The sequence below is a fragment of the Parapontixanthobacter aurantiacus genome, from assembly GCF_009827635.1.
GTDB lineage: Bacteria > Pseudomonadota > Alphaproteobacteria > Sphingomonadales > Sphingomonadaceae > Parapontixanthobacter > Parapontixanthobacter aurantiacus.
In genome coordinates this window covers 205,525-224,432 of record NZ_WTYW01000002.1, presented here as the reverse complement: position 1 = coordinate 224,432, position 18,908 = coordinate 205,525, and the positions used below count along the sequence as shown (strand labels likewise).

Below are 18,908 nucleotides of genomic sequence, written 5' to 3'. Positions count from 1 at the left end.
CCTATGTAGCGCAAATTTGTGCGACGCAGCGAAGCGAGAGCCGCCATTCCATTCCCACCTTTTTGCTATCCATGCAAAAGGTGACAACGACCGCGCCTGCTTTTAAGGACATCGCCAAGATATTGGAGCGAAACGATGAAACTCTTCCCCGACGCCAAATCCGCGCTCGATGGAGTGCTGCGGGACGACATGCTGATCGCCAGTGGCGGCTTTGGCCTGTGCGGCATTCCCGAACGCCTGCTCGACGCGATCCGCGACAGCGGCGTCACAGGCCTTACCTTCGCCAGCAACAATGCAGGCATCGACAATGAAGGCATCGGAAAGCTTCTTCGCACCAAGCAGGTGAAGAAGATGATCTCGTCCTATGTCGGCGAGAACAAGGAATTCGAACGGCAGTTTCTTGCCGGTGAACTCGAAGTCGAGTTCTGCCCGCAGGGTACGCTGGCTGAACGCATGCGGGCGGGCGGCGCCGGTATCCCGGGCTTCTATACGAAGACCGGCGTCGGCACCCAGGTCGCCGAAGGAAAGGAAGTCAAAAACTTCGGCGGCGAAGATTACATCCTCGAACACGGCATCTTCGCCGATCTGGCCATCGTGAAGGCTTGGAAGGCGGACGAGACCGGCAATCTCGTGTTTCGCAAGACTGCGCGCAATTTCAACCAGCCCGCCGCCACGTGCGGCAAGGTCTGCATCGTCGAAGTCGAGGAAGTGGTGCCGACTGGTTCGCTCGATCCCGACTGCATCCATTTGCCGGGCGTATTCGTGCAGCGCATGATCGTCGGCGCACCCTATGACAAGAAGATCGAGTTCGAGACCACGCGCGAGCGGGAAGCGGCATGAAAGCGCCCGCAGCCATCGCTGGCTCGCTCCTGGCGCTGCAGCTAGCAGGCTGCGCGACCGTGCCGGACGATGAGGCTAGAATGCAGGCCGCGGCACGTGACGCGGCGGCAGCGATGCAAAGTGTCGGTGAAACCATGCAGGCAGTGAGCGCGGAACCGGCCGATCCGCTCGAGGCAGATGCTCCCGATACGATGCGCTGGCTTTACGGTTCGGGCGAAGCGGCGGGCGCGTCCATCCAGACCTATCGCGCGCTCATCGACTTCGCTGTTGCCAAGGCGCGTCAGCGAAGCATTCCGCAATCGGTCGTCATGGGACTGCCGGAAAGTGATAACGGCCTCTCACAGGCTTCCTGCATGGATGGCTCCCGCCTGAAGCCGCTGGCGGTTATATTCGACGTGGACGAGACCGTGCTCCTCAATCTCGGTGCGGAATACGATCAAGCCGTTCGCGGTGCCGGGTTCGATCCCGACCGCTGGGACGCATGGGAGCGCAGCGGCGGGGTCGCCATCGCACCGGTGCCGGGTGCCGTGACGGCACTGCGGGAACTGCGCGATGCCGGAATTACCCCGATATTCAACACAAACCGCAATGCTCGCAACGCTGTCGACACCGAGCAGGCTCTGAATGCTGCAGGTCTCGGACCAGCCAGGCATGGCGAAACCCTGTTCCTTAAAGGGGACGATGCGAGTGGAAGCGCGAAGGACTTGCGACGCGCGGCGATCGCGAAGAACTATTGCGTAATCGCCCTTGCCGGAGACAATCTGGGCGACTTCGCCGACCGCTTCAATGACCCCGAACTCAGCGTGCAGGACCGGCGCAGGCTGGCAGGACGCGGCGAATACGCCGCTCTTTGGGGCAATGGCTGGTTCCTCCTTCCCAACCCTGTTTACGGTGCATCCATCAAGGGCACTATCGGGGAAGTTTTCCCGCCCGATGCGCGCTGGCAACCCGACACGACAAGCGAAAGCGACTGACATGAGCGACATTGCACAAAAGACCGGCTGGGACCGTGACGACATGGCCGCGAGAGCCGCGAAGGAACTGGAAGACGGGTTTTACGTCAATCTGGGGATCGGCATCCCGACACTCGTCGCGAACCACATTCCCGAAGGGATGCACGTCACCTTGCAGAGCGAGAACGGCATGCTTGGCATCGGGCCGTTTCCCTATCCGGACGAGGTGGACGCCGACCTCATCAATGCGGGTAAGCAGACCATCAGCGAACTGCCGCATTCGGCTTACTTCGACAGCGCCACGAGTTTTGCGATGATCCGCGGCGGGCATATCGACCTGACCGTGCTGGGCGCGATGGAGGTTGCCGAGAATGGCGACATCGCCAACTGGATGATCCCCGGCAAGATGATCAAGGGCATGGGCGGCGCGATGGACCTCGTCGCAGGCGTGAAGAAGATCATCGTCGTCATGGATCACAATGCCAAGGATGGCAGCCCGAAATTCATTCCCGAATGCACCCTGCCGCTTACGGGCACGAACGTCGTGGACATGATCATCACCAATCTCGGGGTCTTCCATCGACCCGATCACGACAGCCCGTTCCGCCTCATCGAACTCGCGCCGGGCGTCACGGCAGACGAGATCGCAGAGAAGACAACCGCGAAATACGAGGTCGCACTGGGCTGATCTGTTCCATGGCCGACTGGCTGGACACACCGCGCAATCCGAACGCTCCGCTGGCGGGGGTGCGGGTACTCGAACTGGCGCGTGTCCTGGCCGGCCCGTTCTGCGGCCAGATCCTTGCCGATCTCGGGGCTGACGTCATCAAAGTGGAAAGCCCCGACGGGGACGGAACACGCCAATGGGGTCCGCCATTCATCGAGCATGAGGGCGAGCGCACGGCTGCTTACTACCATGCCTGCAACCGCGGAAAGCGAAGCATTGTCGCGGACTTCAATGACGATGCCATGCTCGCCTCAGTCAAACAGCTATCCCGCGGCGCCGACGTCGTTCTCGAGAACTTCAAACCGGGTGCTCTGAGCAAGTTCGGGCTCGACTACGCGAACCTGTCCGTCGCCGACCCCGCCATCGTCTACTGCTCCATCAGCGGCTTCGGCCAGACCGGCCCGAGACGCGACGAACCAGGCTACGATTTCGTCGTGCAGGCCATGAGCGGCATGATGTCGCTGACCGGCGAACCCGATGGGGAGCCGATGAAGCACGGCCTATCGATCAGCGACCTTTCCTGCGGCCTGTGGTCCGCCAATGCAATTCAGGCGGCTTTGCTCATGCGGGATCGCACCGGCAAGGGTCAGTGGATCGACATGAGCCTGTTCGACTGCTCGGTCGGAATGCTCGCCAATCAGGCGATGACCTATTTCGCGAGCGATGCGAACCCGCCACGAATGGGCAATGCCCATGCGCAGGTCAGCGCCTATGGCGTTTTCCCGACGAAGGACGGCCCGGTCGTTCTGGCACCGGCCAATGACGGCCTCTTCCGCAAATTGCTGAAAGTGCTTGAGCGCGCGGACCTGCTCGATGATGAGCGGTTCGGCACAAATGCCGGGCGGATCGCGCATCGCCAACTCATCGACAGCATTATCGCTGAGGAAACGGAAAAGTGGTCTCGTGAGGACTTGCTACGCAAATGCGCGACGGCGGGCATACCTGCCGGACCGATCAACGAGCTGGACGAAGTTTTCGCCGATCCTCAGACACGGGCCCGAAACATGGTGGTCGAACTTGATGGCGTGCGGGGCATAAGAAGCCCTTTTCGCTTTTCCGATGCAGAACTTGCGCTCGACCGACCCTCACCTGCCCTAGGCGCCGACGACGATCGAACCTGACCGCCGCCAGCGCAGAAGCCTTAGCCTATAGCGTTCTTCAATTCGTCGACCAGATCAGTCCGCTCCCATGGGAACGCGTCGCCCTCAGCCTTCCGTCCGAAGTGACCATAAGCGGCGCTCTGGCGATAGATCGGCTTGTTCAAACCAAGGTGCATCCGAATTCCGCGCGGGGTCAGGCCACCCAGCGACTTGATTGACCGGATCGCTTCCTCGATCGTCTCATCCGCAACCGTTCCCGTGCCATGCGTATCGACGTAGATCGACAGTGGTTCGCTGACGCCGATGGCGTAGGCAAGCTGGATTGTGCAGCGCGTCGCGTAACCTGCGGCGACGATGTTCTTGGCGAGATAGCGCGTAATGTAGGCCGCCGAGCGGTCGACCTTGGTCGGATCCTTGCCCGAAAACGCACCGCCACCATGCGGGCTGGCGCCGCCGTAAGTGTCGACGATGATCTTGCGGCCGGTAAGACCTGCATCGCCGTCCGGCCCGCCAATCTCGAAAGCCCCCGTGGGGTTGATATGCCATGCGGTGTCGTCTGAAAGGTAGCCGTCCGGCAGGACCTCTCCCACGACCTTGCGGACATAGTCCTTCAGTTCGGCTTCCTTGTCGCCCTTGTCGTATCCCTTGGCGTGCTGGGTCGAGACGACGACCGCCGTGCACGCCACCGGCTTTCCGTTTTCGTAGCGCAGCGTAACCTGGCTCTTCGCGTCAGGCTCGAGGAAGGGGGCGGTGCCGTCCTTCCGGTCGCTTGCGAGGCGTTCCAAGATCTTGTGACTGTAATCGAGCGTCGCGGGCATCAGGTCGGGCGTCTCGTCGCACGCAAAGCCGAACATTATACCCTGGTCGCCGGCGCCCTCGTCCTTGTTGCCACTGGCATCGACGCCTTGCGCGATCTCGGCGGATTGGCCGTGGAGATGGTTTTCGAAGGTCAGGGTGCGCCAGTGAAAGCCGTCCTGTTCATAGCCGATTTCGCGAACCGTATCGCGGACCACCCGCTCGATCTCGTCACGCGCGCCCGGCGCCCAAAAGCCGTTCAGTTCCCACTCGTCGCGGCTTTCGTCATAGACTTCGCGGCAGCGTATCTCGCCCGACAGCACAACCCGCTGCGTCGTCGTCATCGTTTCGCAGGCGACGCGCGATTCGGGGTCCTTCGACAGGAACAGATCGACGATGGCATCGGAAATCTGATCGGAAACCTTGTCGGGATGACCTTCCGAAACGCTTTCGGAAGTGAACAGAAAATTGTCGCGCATGAAACCTCGATATAAAGAATGCTTTATGTCTTTATCTGGTGCCTAGCTGCCGCGCCGACGCATGGCAACCGACGATATGACGAGCAGAACGGCGGCCCATCCCAGAGTGAGCCAGTGGCCCAGACGCGCAAAAAGGGTCGGCGGAGCAGCCGGAGGAACGACGGTGTCGATCCTGTCGGCCCGATGCATGGGAATATGTTCGCGCACGATGCCGCGAGCGTCGATAATTGCGCTGATGCCCGTCGTCGTCGCACGCAGGACGGGAAGCCCTTCCTCGATCGCGCGCATTCTCGCCTGTCCGAGATGCTGCGGCGGGCCAAAACTACCGAACCAGCCGTCATTCGAGGGATTGAAAATGTAATCGGGCCGGTTGCCATCCTCGACTACCTGACCTGAGAAGATGATCTCGTAGCAGATCTGCACCCCGGCCTTCCCGTAAGCGCCGAGGTCGAGCGTTTCCGGACCCGGACCCGGAATGAAATCGATCGTTCCGGCGACGAGGCGCGTTGCGCCCAGCGGCTCCAGCAGCCAGCGCAGTGCGAGATATTCGCCATAGGGCACTAGATGAGCCTTGGCGTAGCTCGCTTCGAGGTTCCCGTTCTCGTCGATCACGGTCACTGCATTGTATGCGCCGACCGCTTTCTCGAACCCTGCAGGTCCGCCGATTTCGAGGTCGACGGCACCGGTCATGAGAAGACTGTTCTCCCCGATCGCCTGCCCGATCCGCCATCGCGCGAAACGCGGGTCGCCCGCCGCCGTCATCTGGTCGTAATAGCGTTGCGGATAGCCGTCGCGCAGATAGTCGGGAACGCCCGATTCGGGCCACAGGACAAGACGTCTCTCGCTAGGACGCTGCGCAAGCGAAAGCGCCCTGATCTTCGCGAAATGGTTCTCGTAAAGAGAGGGGTTGTCGAGGTCGTCCTGCCTGATATCCGGCTGGACCAGCGTAACGGGCAAGCTGCCCTGTTCTGCGCCTCGCGCAGGCCAGTACATTCCGCCTGCGAGCAGGACCCCCGTCACTGCCGCCACGATCCAGCGCCGCTCGACGATGGAAGCGACCCAGAGCGTTGCCACCATGACGGCAATGCCGGAAAGCGCGTAAGTGCCCGTAAGCGGCAGCAGAGCGGCGAGACCCGACCGGTCAAAGGGACCGACCAGCGCCAGCGAGAACGGCCCCCAGGAGTAACCGGTGAAAACCCAGCTTCTCAACCATTCCGCCACGATCCAGCATCCGCCGAACAGGACGGCGAAAACGCTCGTTCCCGCTTTGACGGAAAGCCATCTTGCGGCGGCTGCGGCGAGTGCGGGATAGATGGCGAGGTAGATGCTTAGGAGGGGCACCGCCACCCAGCCGAGGATGGCCGGCATCTCCGCCTGATAGGTGAAGGCCGTCGCGATCCAGTTGTCGACCACGGTGAAATGCGAGAAGCCGAACAGCCAGCCGAGCAAGAAGGCTCGCTTGACTGTCTCGGCCTGCATCAGGCCGAGAACGAACGCTCCCATTGCGAGAAGTGCGAGGGGCCACAGCGAAAGCGGCTGAAAACCAAGCGCGGCAAAAGCGCCTAAAACAAGCGCCGACAACCGCGGATAGGCCAGCAGCGGCCCAATACCGAAATATCGGCGAATTGCGGGCGCCGAATGTGTTGCCTCTTCAGCGAAGGAGGCCGCCATGCGCGTACCTCTATTCCAGCGTCAGACTGCTGCGCTTGCGTCGCCGTCGTCGCTTACCGCCTTGCGGCGGCGAACGGGCGCCTTTCTCTGCGGGGCGGCACCGTCGTCGGCACTGATCGCAGGCGGAAGAACCGACGCATCGATCTCGCTGCCCTCGCCAGCCGTATCGGCCTTGCGTGGCCGACCACGGCCCCGTTTCGGCGTCTCCGAGCCATTGGCCCGCTCGTTCTGAGCGCCGTCCGGAGTATCGTTCTGAGCCCGCCGGGCGCGCGGCTTGCGAGCGGGCGCTTCGTTGCGCACCTCCTCGCTATCGTTATCGTCATCATCGTCGTGCGAATGACCGTTCGCCTGAGCCTTGCGCCCGCGACGGTTGCCCTGGAAATCTTCATCGCCATCGTTCTGGCGATTGTCGTTCCGTCCCCGACCGCGCCGATTGCCACGGCGGTTGTCCGTTTCGTCGTCGCCGTCATCGTCCGCATTGCGATTGTCGCGGTCGTCGTCACGCTTCGAACGCGCCTCGTCCTGCCGGGCCTTGTTGTCGGCGATGACGCGAAAATAGTGATCGGCAAATTGCAGGTAGTATTCGGTCTGCACCCGGTCGCCGTGATGCTGCGCGTCCTGCGCGAGTTTCTTATACTTGTCGAGCATCTGCGGCGCGTTACCCCGCGCCCGGCTGTCGATCCGGTTGGACTGATTGCCGCCTTGCTGCTGACGATTTCCGCGCCCGCGGCGACGGTTATTCCGATTGTTGTTCAAAGGAAACTCTTCCTCGTGTCGTGGCTGTCAAATGCTCTAGTCACGCATTGCCGCGACCAAGCCGGTCGCATCATCCCGCTCCTACGCCGCCCCGGTTCATCCGGTCGAGCGGCAGCATCCTTACCCTGCATGGTCCGGCAGCCGCGCTGCCTTCTAGGAACCTCGCAAAATATCGGAGCCGGTCGTCGAAATCGGCAGCCCCGTGCCGCAGATCGCGATAACCGTCCTTACGGTTAGCCCGACCTCGCTCTTTTGCCAAGCCCTTATCGCCCGACAAAGGTTAACGGTGCGCTTTCGCCCGATCCCCGCTTCTTTTCAGCAACACTGCTCGCGGTCGGCCTCCGAGATCGCGATGGATGCTCGCTTGAAAGCCGAACTGTCGCGCAAGGTCGCTCACTGCGTCGGATTGCGTACTCCCGATCTCGAAGATGGCGATGCCGTCGGGCAAAAGCAAGTCCGCGACCGCGGGTATCAGGATACGATAGTCGTCCAGACCATCCGCCCCTGCGAACAGGGCGCTGCTCGGTTCGTAATCCGCTACGCCGGGTTCGAGGTCTGCGTCCGCCTCGACATAGGGCGGGTTGCACAGGAGCAGATCGAACCTTCCGAGATCCCGCTGCCAACCCGTTTTCCGCCAGTCGCGGCGGTAGAGCGTGACCCGATCGGCAAAGTCAAACGCACAGGCATTGCGCTTCGCGATGCGAATAGCCCCATAGCTACGCTCGACGCCCACACCCGCAGCTTGTCGCCAGACGGACAGCGCGGCGAGAAGGAGCGCACCCGAACCGGTGCCCAGATCGCAGATGCGCACGGGCGGGTTACCGTCGGTGAAATGAGAACGCGCTGCTTCGATCAAGGTCTCGCTATCCCCGCGAGGGATCAGAACGTCCCGCGTCACCGACAATTCGAGGCCATAAAATTCCTGCTGGCCGGTCAGATAGGCGACGGGTTCGTGTGCCGCACGGCGCTCGACCAGCGCCGCGAAATCTTCCGGGGCTTCGGCAGTCATATGGCGAAGCAGCATATCGGAACGCGAGACGCCAAGCGCATGAGCCATCAGCAATTCGGCATCGAGACGAGCGGTATCGGACGTTTCGGCGAGCTTCTCTGCCGCGCTACGCAGCGCTTCTCCTACTGCGGTCACGTATCCATCGCGGCGAGCCGCTTCGCCTCGTCCTCCGCGATCAGGGCATCGACCATTTCGGCAAGACCCGTGCCCTCGAGAATTTCGGGCAGCTTGTGCAAGGTCAATCCGATGCGGTGATCGGTCACGCGTCCCTGCGGGAAATTATAGGTGCGAATACGTTCCGAACGATCGCCGCTTCCGACCATCGCCCTGCGCGCTTCGGCTTCCGCGCCCTGCGCCTCGGCACGTTTCAAGTCGTATAACCGGGTGCGGAGCACCTGCATTGCCTTGGCGCGGTTCTTATGCTGGCTGCGCTCGTCCTGCTGGATGACCACGAGCCCGGTCGGGATGTGGGTCAAGCGTACGGCGGAGTCGGTCGTGTTGACGTGCTGCCCCCCGGCACCGCTTGCGCGGTAGATGTCGATCTTGAGGTCGCCATCGTCGATCGCGACATCGACTTCCTCGGGCTCAGGCAACACCGCCACGGTCGCGGCGGAGGTGTGAATGCGTCCGCCGCTTTCGGTCACCGGCACACGTTGCACGCGATGAACGCCGCTTTCGAACTTCAGCTTTGCGAACACGCCTTGCCCGGTCACGTTGGCGACGATTTCCTTGAAGCCGCCCACTTCGGCGGCGTTCATAATGACCGGCTCGACCCGCCAGCCCTGCTCTGCAGCGAATTTCTCGTACATGCGGTAGAGATCGCCGGCGAACAGCGCAGCCTCGTCGCCGCCCGTTCCGGCCCGGATTTCCAGCATGGCGGGCCGCGCATCGGCACTGTCGCGCGGCAGCATTGCAAGGGCAAGAGCGCGTTCCTTCTTCGGCAGTTCGTCACGGATGCGCGAAAGGTCTTCCTCCGCCAGCGCCTTCATTTCGGGATCGGACAGCATCGCGCCCAGTTCTTCGCGTTCGGCGCGCATGGACCGCACTTCGCCCGCGAGTTTCGCCACCGGCTCGAGTTCGGCGTAATCGCGGCTGGCCTGCACGAATTCCTCGCCTTCGAGCGTGCCCGAAGCGAGCCGGGCTTCGATCTCGGCGAAGCGATTAGCAATCTGGTCGAGCCGTTCCGCGGGGATATTCACTCGAAATCCCTGTGCCGGTCTTCTGGGTTGGCGAAGAAGTCATCCGGCAAATCGTCAGGCCACGCATCCATGTCGGGAATGTCGATCCCCTGTTCGCGCCAGCTGCGCATGTAGTAAGCATTCTGTGCCTTCGCGACGATGTCGCCGACATCGGAGGGTGCCGTACGAACCTGCTCGCCTTCGTGCAAATCCTTGACCGTGACCTCGCCGGAGGAAAGTTCGTCCTCGCCGATCAGCACCGCGACCAGCGCGCCGGCCTCGTCGGCCCTTGCCATCCGCCTCTTAATCTTCCCCGTTCCAAAGATTTCGACCGTCTGCCATTGCCCGCGGAGATCGCGCGCAAGATCGAGAGCGGCCGCCAAGGCCGCATCGGTCATCGGGATGATGGCTGCATCGAGATGATTATCGCTGACTTTTCCCGATGCGGTTACCAGCATCGCCAGCCGTTCGATCCCCGCGGCCCAGCCGACCGACGGTGTATGCGCCCCGCCGAGCGTCTCCATCAACCCGTCATAGCGTCCGCCGCCTAGGACGGTGCTCTGGCTGCCGAGAGCGTCAGCCGCCGTGCTGCCCTCGTCAGGAATGAATTCGAAAGCAGTGTGCCGGTAATAGTCGAAGCCGCGGACGAGGCGCGGCGCTCGCCGCCAGGATACTCCTGCTGCATCGAGCCCGCTCGTCACGCTGTCGAAGAAGCTGCTCGCCTCATCCGTCAGATAGTCGTCGATCGTCGGTGCATCCTTGACCAGCGCCATGTCGCCGCGGTCCTTGCTGTCGAGGATGCGCAGGGGGTTTTGTTCGAGCCGCGTCACGCTGTCTTCGCTAAGGTCGCCGCGATGCGCTTCGAAATACTCGACCAACGCCGCGCGCCACGCTTCGCGGCTTTCGGGATCGCCCAGCGTATTGAGATTAAGCGTCACCCCCTCGATGCCGAGCTCTCGCAGGACCTGATCCGCCATGGCCAGCAACTCGACATCCGCTTGCGGGTCGGCGGCGCCCAGGATCTCGGCATTGATCTGGTGGAACTGGCGAAAGCGACCCTTTTGCGGGCGTTCGTAGCGGAACAGCGGGCCGTGGGTCGCTACCTTCAGAGGCGCATGCTGCTGCCACCCGTTGGTAAGATAGGCGCGGGCGATCCCGGCGGTAAATTCAGGGCGTAGTGTCAGCGATTCGCCGCCGCGATCCTCGAAGGAATACATCTCCTTCGACACGACGTCCGTCGTTTCGCCCAGCGGGCGCGAAAACACTTCTGTGCGTTCGAACACCGGCATTTCGATCCGGCGGAAGCGATAAAGCTTCCGGACCCGTTCGAACGTATCGACGACGAAGGAGAACGCTTCTGCCTCTTCGAAGATATCCTGGGTGCCGCGAATGGCCTGTGGTGTGTTCTTCGCCATGCCAGCGCGCTTAGTCGCAGGCGCGCTTCGCCGCAATGCTCGCGCCGCAACGGAACGCCGTTTTACCGCATCGCAACATTTTTGTGGTTGGCGCATTCGCAAGGGGCGGTTATCCGCTCCGCTCCAACAGACAACGCCGAATGGCAGGAAAGAAGAACACACCCATGCGCATCGACATGATCCCAACCGGAGAAAACGTGCCGGACGATCTCAACGTCATCGTCGAGGTGCCGACCGGCGGCGAACCGGTGAAATATGAATTCGACAAGGCTTCGGGTGCGCTGTTCGTCGACCGGATTTTGCATACCCCCATGCGCTATCCGGCCAATTACGGCTTCGTCCCACATACACTGTCCCCGGACGGCGACCCGCTCGATGCGCTGGTTATCGCACGCAGCCCGTTCATGGCCGGCTGCGTCGTGCGCGCCCGCCCGATTGGCGTCCTTAATCTCGAAGACGAGCATGGCGGCGACGAAAAGCTTATCTGCGTGCCGGTCGACACGACCTTCCCGTATTACTCGGATGTCGGGGAAACGAAGGACCTGCCCTCGATCATCTTCCAGCAGATCGAGCACTTCTTTACGCACTATAAGGATCTGGAAAACGAGAAGTGGGTGCGGATCGGCAAGTGGGGCGATCGCGCCGAAGCACGGCAGATCGTGCTGGAAGCTGTCGAACGCGCGAAGCAGGCTGCCGCAAAGGGCGCTGACTGAGCTATTCTATCGGGCGTCCCGAATCGAGAAGATCCTTCTCGTTCGGTGCGGCCGCGCGTTCCTCGTCCACCATGCGAGCGACTTCGTTCTCTGGCCGTACATCGTGGTCTTCTTCGCTTGGGCGAGGTTGACGCGGACGTGAGGCCGGGGCCTCTTCTGTGCCACCGATCTCTTTGCCCGCAGCCTTGTCTCGGCCCGACACAGCCTCGAACGTCTCGAGCGGAAGCTTGGCGGAGCGCGGGTCGAAGCGAAGGCGATAGATCGGCTCGGGCAATCCAAAACCGGCATCTTCGAGGACGGTCTTGACCGCCGGAATCATCCGGCTCTTCGCCTTGAACAGGTCCGTCTCGCGCTGGTCGATCCAGCCGAGGACGCGGATGACCACGTTCGAGTCGCCGACTTCGACGATGCGCGCTTCCGGCGGCGGATCATCGAGCACATAGGGCAGGTCGGCAATCGTGTCGCGGGCAAGTCGGCGGGCGGCGGTGATGTCATCATCTGCATCGACGCCCAGATCGAACTCGATCCTGCGTGCCGGGTTGCGGGTAAAGTTCGTGATTACCGCCTTGAAGACCTGCCCGTTCGGAATGCGGACGTGATTGCCGTCCAACGTCATCAGGATCGTCGCGCGGCTTGTCAGGCGAATGATCCGCCCCTCGAACCCCTCGATCAGCACGTGATCGTTTGCACGGAACGGCTGGCGCAGGGATAGCATCAGCGAGGCGATGTAATTCTCCACCGTCTCACGCAAGGCGAAGCCCAATGCAATACCGATGATGCCTGCCCCGCCCAAAATCGCACCAAGCAAAGCGCCCGCCCCGATCATGTCGAGCGCGACGACGATGCCGCCGATAACGAAGGCGAACCGGATGGCGCTGGCGATGAGTTCGGCGAGGAAGGCGTTGGGCGCTATCCTGTTCCACAGGCTGGACAAGCCTGCGAGGAGATAACCAACGAAGCCGATCGCGGCAGCCACTCCGATGGCAAGGGCGATCAGGGGAAGCAGCTTCACGAAATCGCGGAAAGCATCGTTCAATTGCTGGACGAACGAAATTCCCGACCCGAGCGAGACATCGCGTTCGATGGAGTTCTCTACGGTTGCCACCCCGCGGACCTGCGCGGCGAGCGCCTCGGCGCGCTCGATATCCTCTTCTTTGGGAACGGTCCCGGACAGTTGCACCACGCCTTCGCTGACCGATACGCCGACGTTTTCGAATGAGGGTATTTGGCGGAAAATCTGCCCGATACGGTTTTCGATCCGTTCGTCTTCCCCCGCATCCTGCTGCGCTTCGATCGGCAATGCAGGCGCCGCAGGCTGTTCCTCGGGAGCCGCTTGCTCTTCCGCTGGCGCGAGGATCGCCGTTGCTGCCGCATTGACAGTCGAGGGTAACGAAAGCGCGAGCAAAAGCAGCATCGCCGCGCGCAGAAATAACGAGATCATGTTTCGATTACGCGCGAATCGCGCGATAGTGCCGCCGGGCCGTTGGCGGTCAGGACGTCATGGCAATTTTCACGATACCGGTCATGGCAAGCGGCACGCCGATCGCCAGCAGCCAGATGGTCAGCCGGTCCCGTCTGAAACGTCCCGCGAGCGCAGGGTCGTGTGCCGCGTTCTCGGAAAGGCTCGTCCAGCGCTTCTCGAACTTGCGGCAGAACGGGATGACGATTCCCACCAGGACCACGAGAGCGAGATAGGGAAGGATGGAACCGCCGGTTCCTCCAGAACTGTTCATGGCGTGGATGGTCGCGAAAATCTGGAGACCGGTATAGATGACGAGTGCGTAGGCGATATGATCGCTGATCTTGGTCCGCCAATCGAGTGTCTCGTCGGCGTTATAGTCCGAACGAAAATCGGCGGTCGCCGCGCCATGCGAATCGGTTCTCTTCTCGCGCATTCAGTCAGTCCTCAACATTCTCTCCATCTGCGATTATCTCAAAATTTCCCGTCAGTTGCAACTTTGGTAACCAAGCTGCCGTTTCATTCCGGTTCTTGCAACAAAAGTCAGCCATTGCGGGCCGCATCTCGTCGGCTGTTTTATGCGCCGCGCCTCAAATTAACGGCGGTTCTGCCACCTGTGCCCTTTTTCAGTGCCTTCGCGGCTGCTACACCTCGCCGCCATGTCACTTGTCGATGATCTTGACCCGGCCGAAACGCTGGATAGCACCGCCGCCGCGCCGCCCATTCCGCAGGGCGGTCTCGAAGTCATTTCCATCGCCAAGAGTTACGACAAGCGATCGGTCCTCAGCGATATCTCCCTGACGGTCGGAAAGGGCGAAGTCCTTGGCCTGCTCGGTCCGAACGGAGCGGGCAAAACGACCTGCTTCTATTCCATCATGGGACTGGTGCGGCCCGATGCTGGTCGCATCCTGATGGACGGGGAGGATGTCACGAATTTACCCATGTATCGACGGGCCATACTGGGCCTTGGCTACCTGCCGCAGGAAACGAGCATCTTTCGCGGTATGACGGTCGAGCAGAACATCAACTCGGTGCTCGAAATGGTAGAGCCTGAGAGCGATACGCGGGCGCAGGAACTGGAACGACTGCTCGACGAATTCGGCCTGACGCGGCTGCGTGAAAGCCCGGCGATGGCTCTCTCAGGCGGTGAGCGACGGCGCTGCGAGATCGCGCGTGCGCTCGCTGCGAAACCCTCGATCATGTTGCTCGACGAACCCTTTGCTGGCATCGACCCCTTGTCGATCAGCGATATCCGCGATCTCGTGAAGGATCTTAAGGGCCGCGGCATCGGCGTTCTGATCACCGACCACAACGTTCGCGAGACGCTCGACATCGTCGATCGCGCCTGCATCATTTATGGCGGACAGGTGCTGTTTGCCGGAACCCCGCAGGATCTCGTCGCCGACGAGAATGTACGGCGGCTCTATCTCGGCGAAGGTTTCACCCTGTGATCGAAGCGGCGAACGGAGCCTGACCCATGGCGCTCGGTCCGAGGCTCGACCTCCGACAATCCCAGTCGCTGGTGATGACGCCGCAATTGCAGCAGGCGATCAAGCTGCTCAGCCTGTCGAACCTCGAACTGGAAGCCTATATCGGCGAGGCGCTCGAAGCCAACCCGCTGCTCGAAATCGGGGAAACGCAGCGCGAGGCGGCTGAACCCGGAGCGGTCGAGGAGACGGACGAGGGCGTCGAACCATCCGAGCACACCGCCGATGACGGATCGGATGGCGACGCGGCGCTCGATCTCGACCCGTCGGCTCTCGACCGGGACCGGGATACGGGCGATGGAGAGTGGAGCGAAGCAGCCGGGTCGGGTAATGCGGACACCGACCTGCCCGATCCGGGCGATCGTGCGCGGACCGACATCACGCTTGCGGAACATCTGAACGATCAGTTGCCCGCAGTCGCCCGCGATGCGCGCGAGGCTCTGATCGCAGCGCGAATAATCGGCGACCTCGACGAGGCGGGTTACCTTCTCTCTCCGCTATCGCAGCTGGCCGAGGAACTGAATGCACCGCTGGCCGAGGTCGAACGCGCCCTCGAACTCGTCCAGACGCTCGAGCCAACAGGTATTGGCGCCCGCAGCCTGTCGGAATGCCTCGCTTTGCAGGCACGCGAAGCGGACCGCTACGACCCCTGCATGGCGCGACTGATCGACAATCTCGATCTTGTCGCCAATGGCGAATTCGGTCGTCTGCGCAGGATGTGCGACGTGGATGACGAGGATTTCGCCGAGATGCTCGCTGAGTTGCGATCCTACGATCCGAAGCCCGGCTGCGCCTATGGCGGGGGAAGCGACAGCGCGGTCGTTCCCGACATCCTCATGACGCGCGCGACCGATGGTGGATGGAAGCTCGCCTTGAACGAAGCGAGCCTGCCGCGGCTGGTCGTCAACCGCTCCTATTTCGTCGAACTGAAGGATGGCTGCAGCGACAAGGCGTCGCGCGGCTGGCTCGATGAGCAACTGAGCGAGGCGAGCTGGCTCATCAAGGCGCTCGACCAAAGACAAAAGACCATCCTAAAGGCGGCGAGCGCGATCGTCGAACATCAGAAGGGCTTCTTCCGCGAAGGCGTCGCAGCCATGAAGGCGCTGACCTTGCGCGAAATCGCGGACGACATCGACATGCACGAAAGCACGGTCAGCAGGGTGACGACCAACAAGTACCTGCAATGTCCACGCGGCACGTTCGAACTGAAATACTTCTTTTCCAGCGGGGTCGCATCCGCTGCCATCGACGGCAATGCTTCGTCCGAAGCGGTCAAGGCGCGGATCAAGACCATGATAGCAGGCGAGGACCCGAAGAAGATCCTGTCCGACGACAAACTCGTGGAACTGCTGACCGGAGAAGGCATCGACATCGCACGCCGCACGGTCGCCAAATATCGCGAGGCGTTGGGTATCGGATCGAGCGTGCAGCGCCGCCGGCAGAAGAAACTTGCGGCGATGTAAATGCCAGCTTCACGATTTTCCTTGTCCGAGATCCACGCAAATCCGCGGTCCGGCAAAAAAGTTAACTCGGCCTACACACAAAATTAACCTTTTCTGTTCAGATGTTGTGTGGTTAATTCATCGCAACTTCTCTTGCGCGAAAGTTACGGGCAAGGTTGCGGACGACCAGGGGCCAAGGGGGAAACTGACCCATGCGTGTATTGCTGATCGAAGACGAACCGACGACCGCCAGAGCCATCGAGCTGATGCTGACGACCGAAGGGTTCAACGTCTATACGACCGATCTCGGCGAAGAGGGTTTGGACCTCGGCAAGCTGTACGATTACGATATCATCCTGCTGGATCTCAACCTGCCGGACATGCACGGCTACGACGTGCTGAAGAAACTGCGCGTCGCCAAGGTGCAGACGCCGGTCCTGATCCTTTCCGGCATCGCCGAAATGGACAGCAAGATCCGCAGCTTCGGTTTCGGCGCGGACGATTACGTGACCAAGCCCTTCCACCGGGAGGAACTCGTTGCCCGCATCCATGCCGTGGTGCGCCGCTCCAAAGGTCATAGCCAGTCGGTCATCCGCACGGGCAAACTGTCGGTCAATCTCGATGCCAAGACGGTCGAGGTCGACGGTGCACGTGTACACCTGACCGGCAAGGAATACGCGATGCTCGAGCTTCTCAGCCTGCGCAAGGGCACGACACTGACCAAGGAAATGTTCCTCAACCACCTATATGGCGGCATGGACGAGCCGGAACTCAAGATCATCGACGTCTTCATCTGCAAGCTGCGCAAGAAGCTGTCCCATGCTTGCGACGGAGAGAATTACATCGAAACTGTCTGGGGCCGCGGATACGTCTTGCGCGACACGAACGAGGAAGCCGAGGCCGCCTGACGGCGCATACCCTCGAACTTCAAGCGAACATTACGAGAAAGCGCCCGCTGCCTCACAGGCGACGGGCGCTTTATCTTGTGACATTCAGAAAAGGTGGCCCGCCTCCCTGCGAGGGGGGAAAGGGATGACGGGCCGAGCAGCGATGGCGGTTCGCACCATCACCACCAATATGGTCTTTTCTTTATCTGCAATCCGCCGGCTCTGCTTTCGAGGACACTGCCGGTGTTTCCGGCGGGGCTTGCATTAACCATACTTGCGGCCGCGCAAGCCGTTCCGCTGCACTAACAAACGATAGTCCTTTTTCGCGGTAAAGCGCGGCGATCCTCTCGGCAACCGGCTGGACAAAGTGTGCCGCCGCAACTAGCGCCGCTCGCCATGACCGCACACAAAGAAGGCGACCCGACGACGCTGAACCGCCTTTATGGCCGCAGCCAAGGGAAACCCCTTCGGCCTCAGCAGCAAAAACTGGTCGAACGCCTCCTTCCGCAAATTGCCGTTCCCGATGAGGGCGAAATTACGTCCGAGCGACTGTTCGGTGATGGCCGCCCCCTCCATTTCGAGATCGGCTTCGGCAGCGGCGAGCACATGACGATCCGCGCTGACATGCTGCCCGATCACGGTTTCATCGGGGCAGAACCCTATCTCAATGGCGTCGCGGCGGCGCTCGGTCATGTCGAGGACGGGCATCTTGCAAATGTGCGCATCCAGCATGGCGATGCGCTCGACGTACTGGCGCGGGTTCCGGATGGAGCGTTGAGCTTTGTCTATCTGCTTCATCCCGATCCCTGGCCCAAGGCGCGGCATGCCAAGCGTCGGATGATGAACGACGGTCCGGTAAGGATGATTGCCGACAAACTCAAACCCGGCGGTGAGTTTCGCTTTGGCACCGATCACCCGGTCTATCTGAGCCATGCGCTGATGGTGATGCGGCGATTTACTGATGCGTTTGAGTGGCTGGTGGAGGACCGCAGCAGTTTCGAAACGAGGCTGGGCGGCTGGCCCGAAACCCGGTACGAAGCAAAGGCCCGCGCCCAGGACCACGAAGTGTGGTACTTCCGCTATCGGCGGAAATAGCTTCGTCGATCGGAAATATCCTCGAGCGGCCTGACAGCGCAACTATCGCGAAGCGAAAGTTAATCTCGCTAGGGGAAACTGAGCGCCGGTCGTATTCGGCAGTCTACGACAACGACCGGGCGGTGACGCGATGGAACTGTTTGGCATCGATCTTCACGCCATACTGCCGTTCATCGCCGTCGGTTTCGCAGCACAGCTTGTCGACGGTGCACTGGGCATGGCGTTCGGCGTCATAACCAACACCTTGCTCATCGGCGTTCTCGGAGTACCTCCCGCGCAAGCCTCTCAGCGGGTGCACATCGTGGAGTGCTTCACCACGGCAGCCTCCGCCATCAGTCACCTCTTCCATCGCAACATCGACGGGCGGCTCTTTCTTCGCCTTCTGATTCCCGGCATCGTCGGCGGACTGGCGGGAGCCTATCTCCTGACCTCGATCGACGCGTCCGTCGTCAAGCCATTCGTGCTCGCTTATCTGGCCGGTATCGGCATCTATCTGCTCGTACGCGGACTGCTTTATCCCCCCAAGTTGCGGGAAGCAAAATACGTGGCCCCGCTCGGCCTTGTCGGGGGTTTTCTCGACGCGGCGGGTGGTGGCGGCTGGGGCCCGGTGGTGACGTCGAACCTGCTCGTTCAGGGCGGCGAGCCACGCAAGGTCATCGGCACCGTAAATTCGGTCGAGTTCTTCCTCACCCTCTCAATCTCGGCTGCCTTCATCTATCATCTCGGCCTTGCCGATTTCGTCGGTGCGACGCTCGGCCTCATCATCGGGGGTGTCGCCGCCGCCCCGTTCGGCGCGGTAGCGGCGCGTTATCTCAAGCCGAAACTCGTCCTCATCCTTGTCGGCATCGTGCTCGTGGCGACAAGCCTTTACGGTATCTGGACCGCCATCGCCTGAGGCAGAC

At 61.5% G+C, this 18,908-nt stretch carries 18 protein-coding genes; 10 read left to right on the top strand and 8 right to left on the bottom strand.

Annotated elements, in window-relative coordinates:
• Window positions 1–135: 135 nt before the first annotated feature.
• Genes GRI38_RS09330 through GRI38_RS09315 form a run of 4 tightly spaced genes read left to right on the top strand, consistent with a single transcriptional unit; the run spans window position 136 to window position 3,641 of the window.
• Window positions 136–840, top strand: coding sequence for a CoA transferase subunit A (locus GRI38_RS09330; RefSeq protein WP_160682897.1), 705 nt, complete (start codon window positions 136–138; stop codon window positions 838–840).
• Window positions 837–1,814, top strand: coding sequence for a 5'-nucleotidase, lipoprotein e(P4) family (locus GRI38_RS09325; RefSeq protein WP_160682895.1), 978 nt, complete (start codon window positions 837–839; stop codon window positions 1,812–1,814). The genes GRI38_RS09330 and GRI38_RS09325 overlap by 4 nt, the downstream gene beginning before the upstream one ends.
• 1 nt (window position 1,815) lies before the next feature.
• Window positions 1,816–2,481, top strand: a complete 666-nt coding sequence (locus GRI38_RS09320) for a CoA transferase subunit B (protein WP_160682893.1) — start codon at window positions 1,816–1,818, stop codon at window positions 2,479–2,481.
• Between the two features lie 8 nt (window positions 2,482–2,489).
• The gene (locus GRI38_RS09315; RefSeq protein WP_160682891.1) at window positions 2,490–3,641 is read left to right on the top strand and encodes a CaiB/BaiF CoA transferase family protein; all 1,152 of its coding nucleotides are present in this window, start codon (window positions 2,490–2,492) and stop codon (window positions 3,639–3,641) included.
• Window positions 3,642–3,661: 20 nt separating this feature from the next.
• On the opposite strand, the gene metK is transcribed toward GRI38_RS09315, so the two are convergent.
• The 6 genes from metK to hisS all read right to left on the bottom strand — a co-directional run bounded on the left by metK (window position 3,662) and on the right by hisS (window position 10,923).
• Window positions 3,662–4,894: a methionine adenosyltransferase gene (gene metK, locus GRI38_RS09310; RefSeq protein ID WP_160682889.1), complete on the bottom strand. Its 1,233-nt coding sequence runs from the start codon at window positions 4,892–4,894 to the stop codon at window positions 3,662–3,664.
• A gap of 42 nt (window positions 4,895–4,936) precedes the next feature.
• Window positions 4,937–6,565 (bottom strand): apolipoprotein N-acyltransferase, encoded by a 1,629-nt coding sequence (gene lnt, locus GRI38_RS09305; protein WP_160682887.1) that lies wholly within the window; start codon window positions 6,563–6,565, stop codon window positions 4,937–4,939.
• A gap of 21 nt (window positions 6,566–6,586) precedes the next feature.
• On the bottom strand, window positions 6,587–7,321 hold the full coding sequence (locus tag GRI38_RS09300) for a DUF4167 domain-containing protein (protein ID WP_160682885.1): 735 nt from the start codon (window positions 7,319–7,321) through the stop codon (window positions 6,587–6,589).
• Window positions 7,322–7,601: 280 nt separating this feature from the next.
• Window positions 7,602–8,465, bottom strand: a complete 864-nt coding sequence (gene prmC / locus GRI38_RS09295; RefSeq protein WP_160682883.1) for a peptide chain release factor N(5)-glutamine methyltransferase — start codon at window positions 8,463–8,465, stop codon at window positions 7,602–7,604.
• Window positions 8,462–9,529 carry a peptide chain release factor 1 gene (gene prfA, locus GRI38_RS09290; RefSeq protein WP_160682881.1) on the bottom strand — a complete coding sequence of 356 codons (1,068 nt, stop codon included), beginning with the start codon at window positions 9,527–9,529 and terminating at the stop codon, window positions 8,462–8,464. The genes prmC and prfA overlap by 4 nt, the downstream gene beginning before the upstream one ends.
• Window positions 9,526–10,923, bottom strand: a complete 1,398-nt coding sequence (hisS, locus tag GRI38_RS09285; RefSeq protein ID WP_160682879.1) for a histidine--tRNA ligase — start codon at window positions 10,921–10,923, stop codon at window positions 9,526–9,528. Before hisS ends, prfA begins: the two co-directional genes overlap by 4 nt.
• Before the next feature lie 164 nt (window positions 10,924–11,087).
• Here hisS and ppa point away from each other — a divergent pair, with 164 nt between their 5' ends.
• Window positions 11,088–11,636 (top strand): inorganic diphosphatase, encoded by a 549-nt coding sequence (gene ppa / locus GRI38_RS09280; protein WP_160682877.1) that lies wholly within the window; start codon window positions 11,088–11,090, stop codon window positions 11,634–11,636.
• 1 nt (window position 11,637) lies between these two features.
• Here the strand turns inward: ppa and GRI38_RS09275 are convergent, their stop codons facing one another.
• Window positions 11,638–13,077, bottom strand: coding sequence for a mechanosensitive ion channel family protein (locus GRI38_RS09275; RefSeq protein WP_237487474.1), 1,440 nt, complete (start codon window positions 13,075–13,077; stop codon window positions 11,638–11,640).
• 49 nt (window positions 13,078–13,126) lie between these two features.
• Window positions 13,127–13,531: a hypothetical protein gene (locus GRI38_RS09270; RefSeq protein ID WP_202389936.1), complete on the bottom strand. Its 405-nt coding sequence runs from the start codon at window positions 13,529–13,531 to the stop codon at window positions 13,127–13,129.
• Between the two features lie 223 nt (window positions 13,532–13,754).
• Here GRI38_RS09270 and lptB point away from each other — a divergent pair, with 223 nt between their 5' ends.
• From lptB to GRI38_RS09245, 5 genes are all read left to right on the top strand, one after another.
• Window positions 13,755–14,546, top strand: coding sequence for an LPS export ABC transporter ATP-binding protein (gene lptB / locus GRI38_RS09265; protein ID WP_160682875.1), 792 nt, complete (start codon window positions 13,755–13,757; stop codon window positions 14,544–14,546).
• 26 nt (window positions 14,547–14,572) lie between these two features.
• Window positions 14,573–16,045 carry an RNA polymerase factor sigma-54 gene (gene rpoN / locus GRI38_RS09260; RefSeq protein ID WP_160682872.1) on the top strand — a complete coding sequence of 491 codons (1,473 nt, stop codon included), beginning with the start codon at window positions 14,573–14,575 and terminating at the stop codon, window positions 16,043–16,045.
• Window positions 16,046–16,236: 191 nt separating this feature from the next.
• Window positions 16,237–16,932, top strand: a complete 696-nt coding sequence (gene ctrA / locus GRI38_RS09255; RefSeq protein ID WP_160682871.1) for a response regulator transcription factor CtrA — start codon at window positions 16,237–16,239, stop codon at window positions 16,930–16,932.
• Between the two features lie 375 nt (window positions 16,933–17,307).
• Window positions 17,308–18,006, top strand: a complete 699-nt coding sequence (gene trmB / locus GRI38_RS09250) for a tRNA (guanine(46)-N(7))-methyltransferase TrmB (RefSeq protein WP_160682869.1) — start codon at window positions 17,308–17,310, stop codon at window positions 18,004–18,006.
• Between the two features lie 130 nt (window positions 18,007–18,136).
• Entirely contained in the window at window positions 18,137–18,901 is a 765-nt protein-coding gene (locus GRI38_RS09245) for a sulfite exporter TauE/SafE family protein (RefSeq protein ID WP_160682867.1), read from the top strand.
• Window positions 18,902–18,908 lie beyond the last annotated feature (7 nt).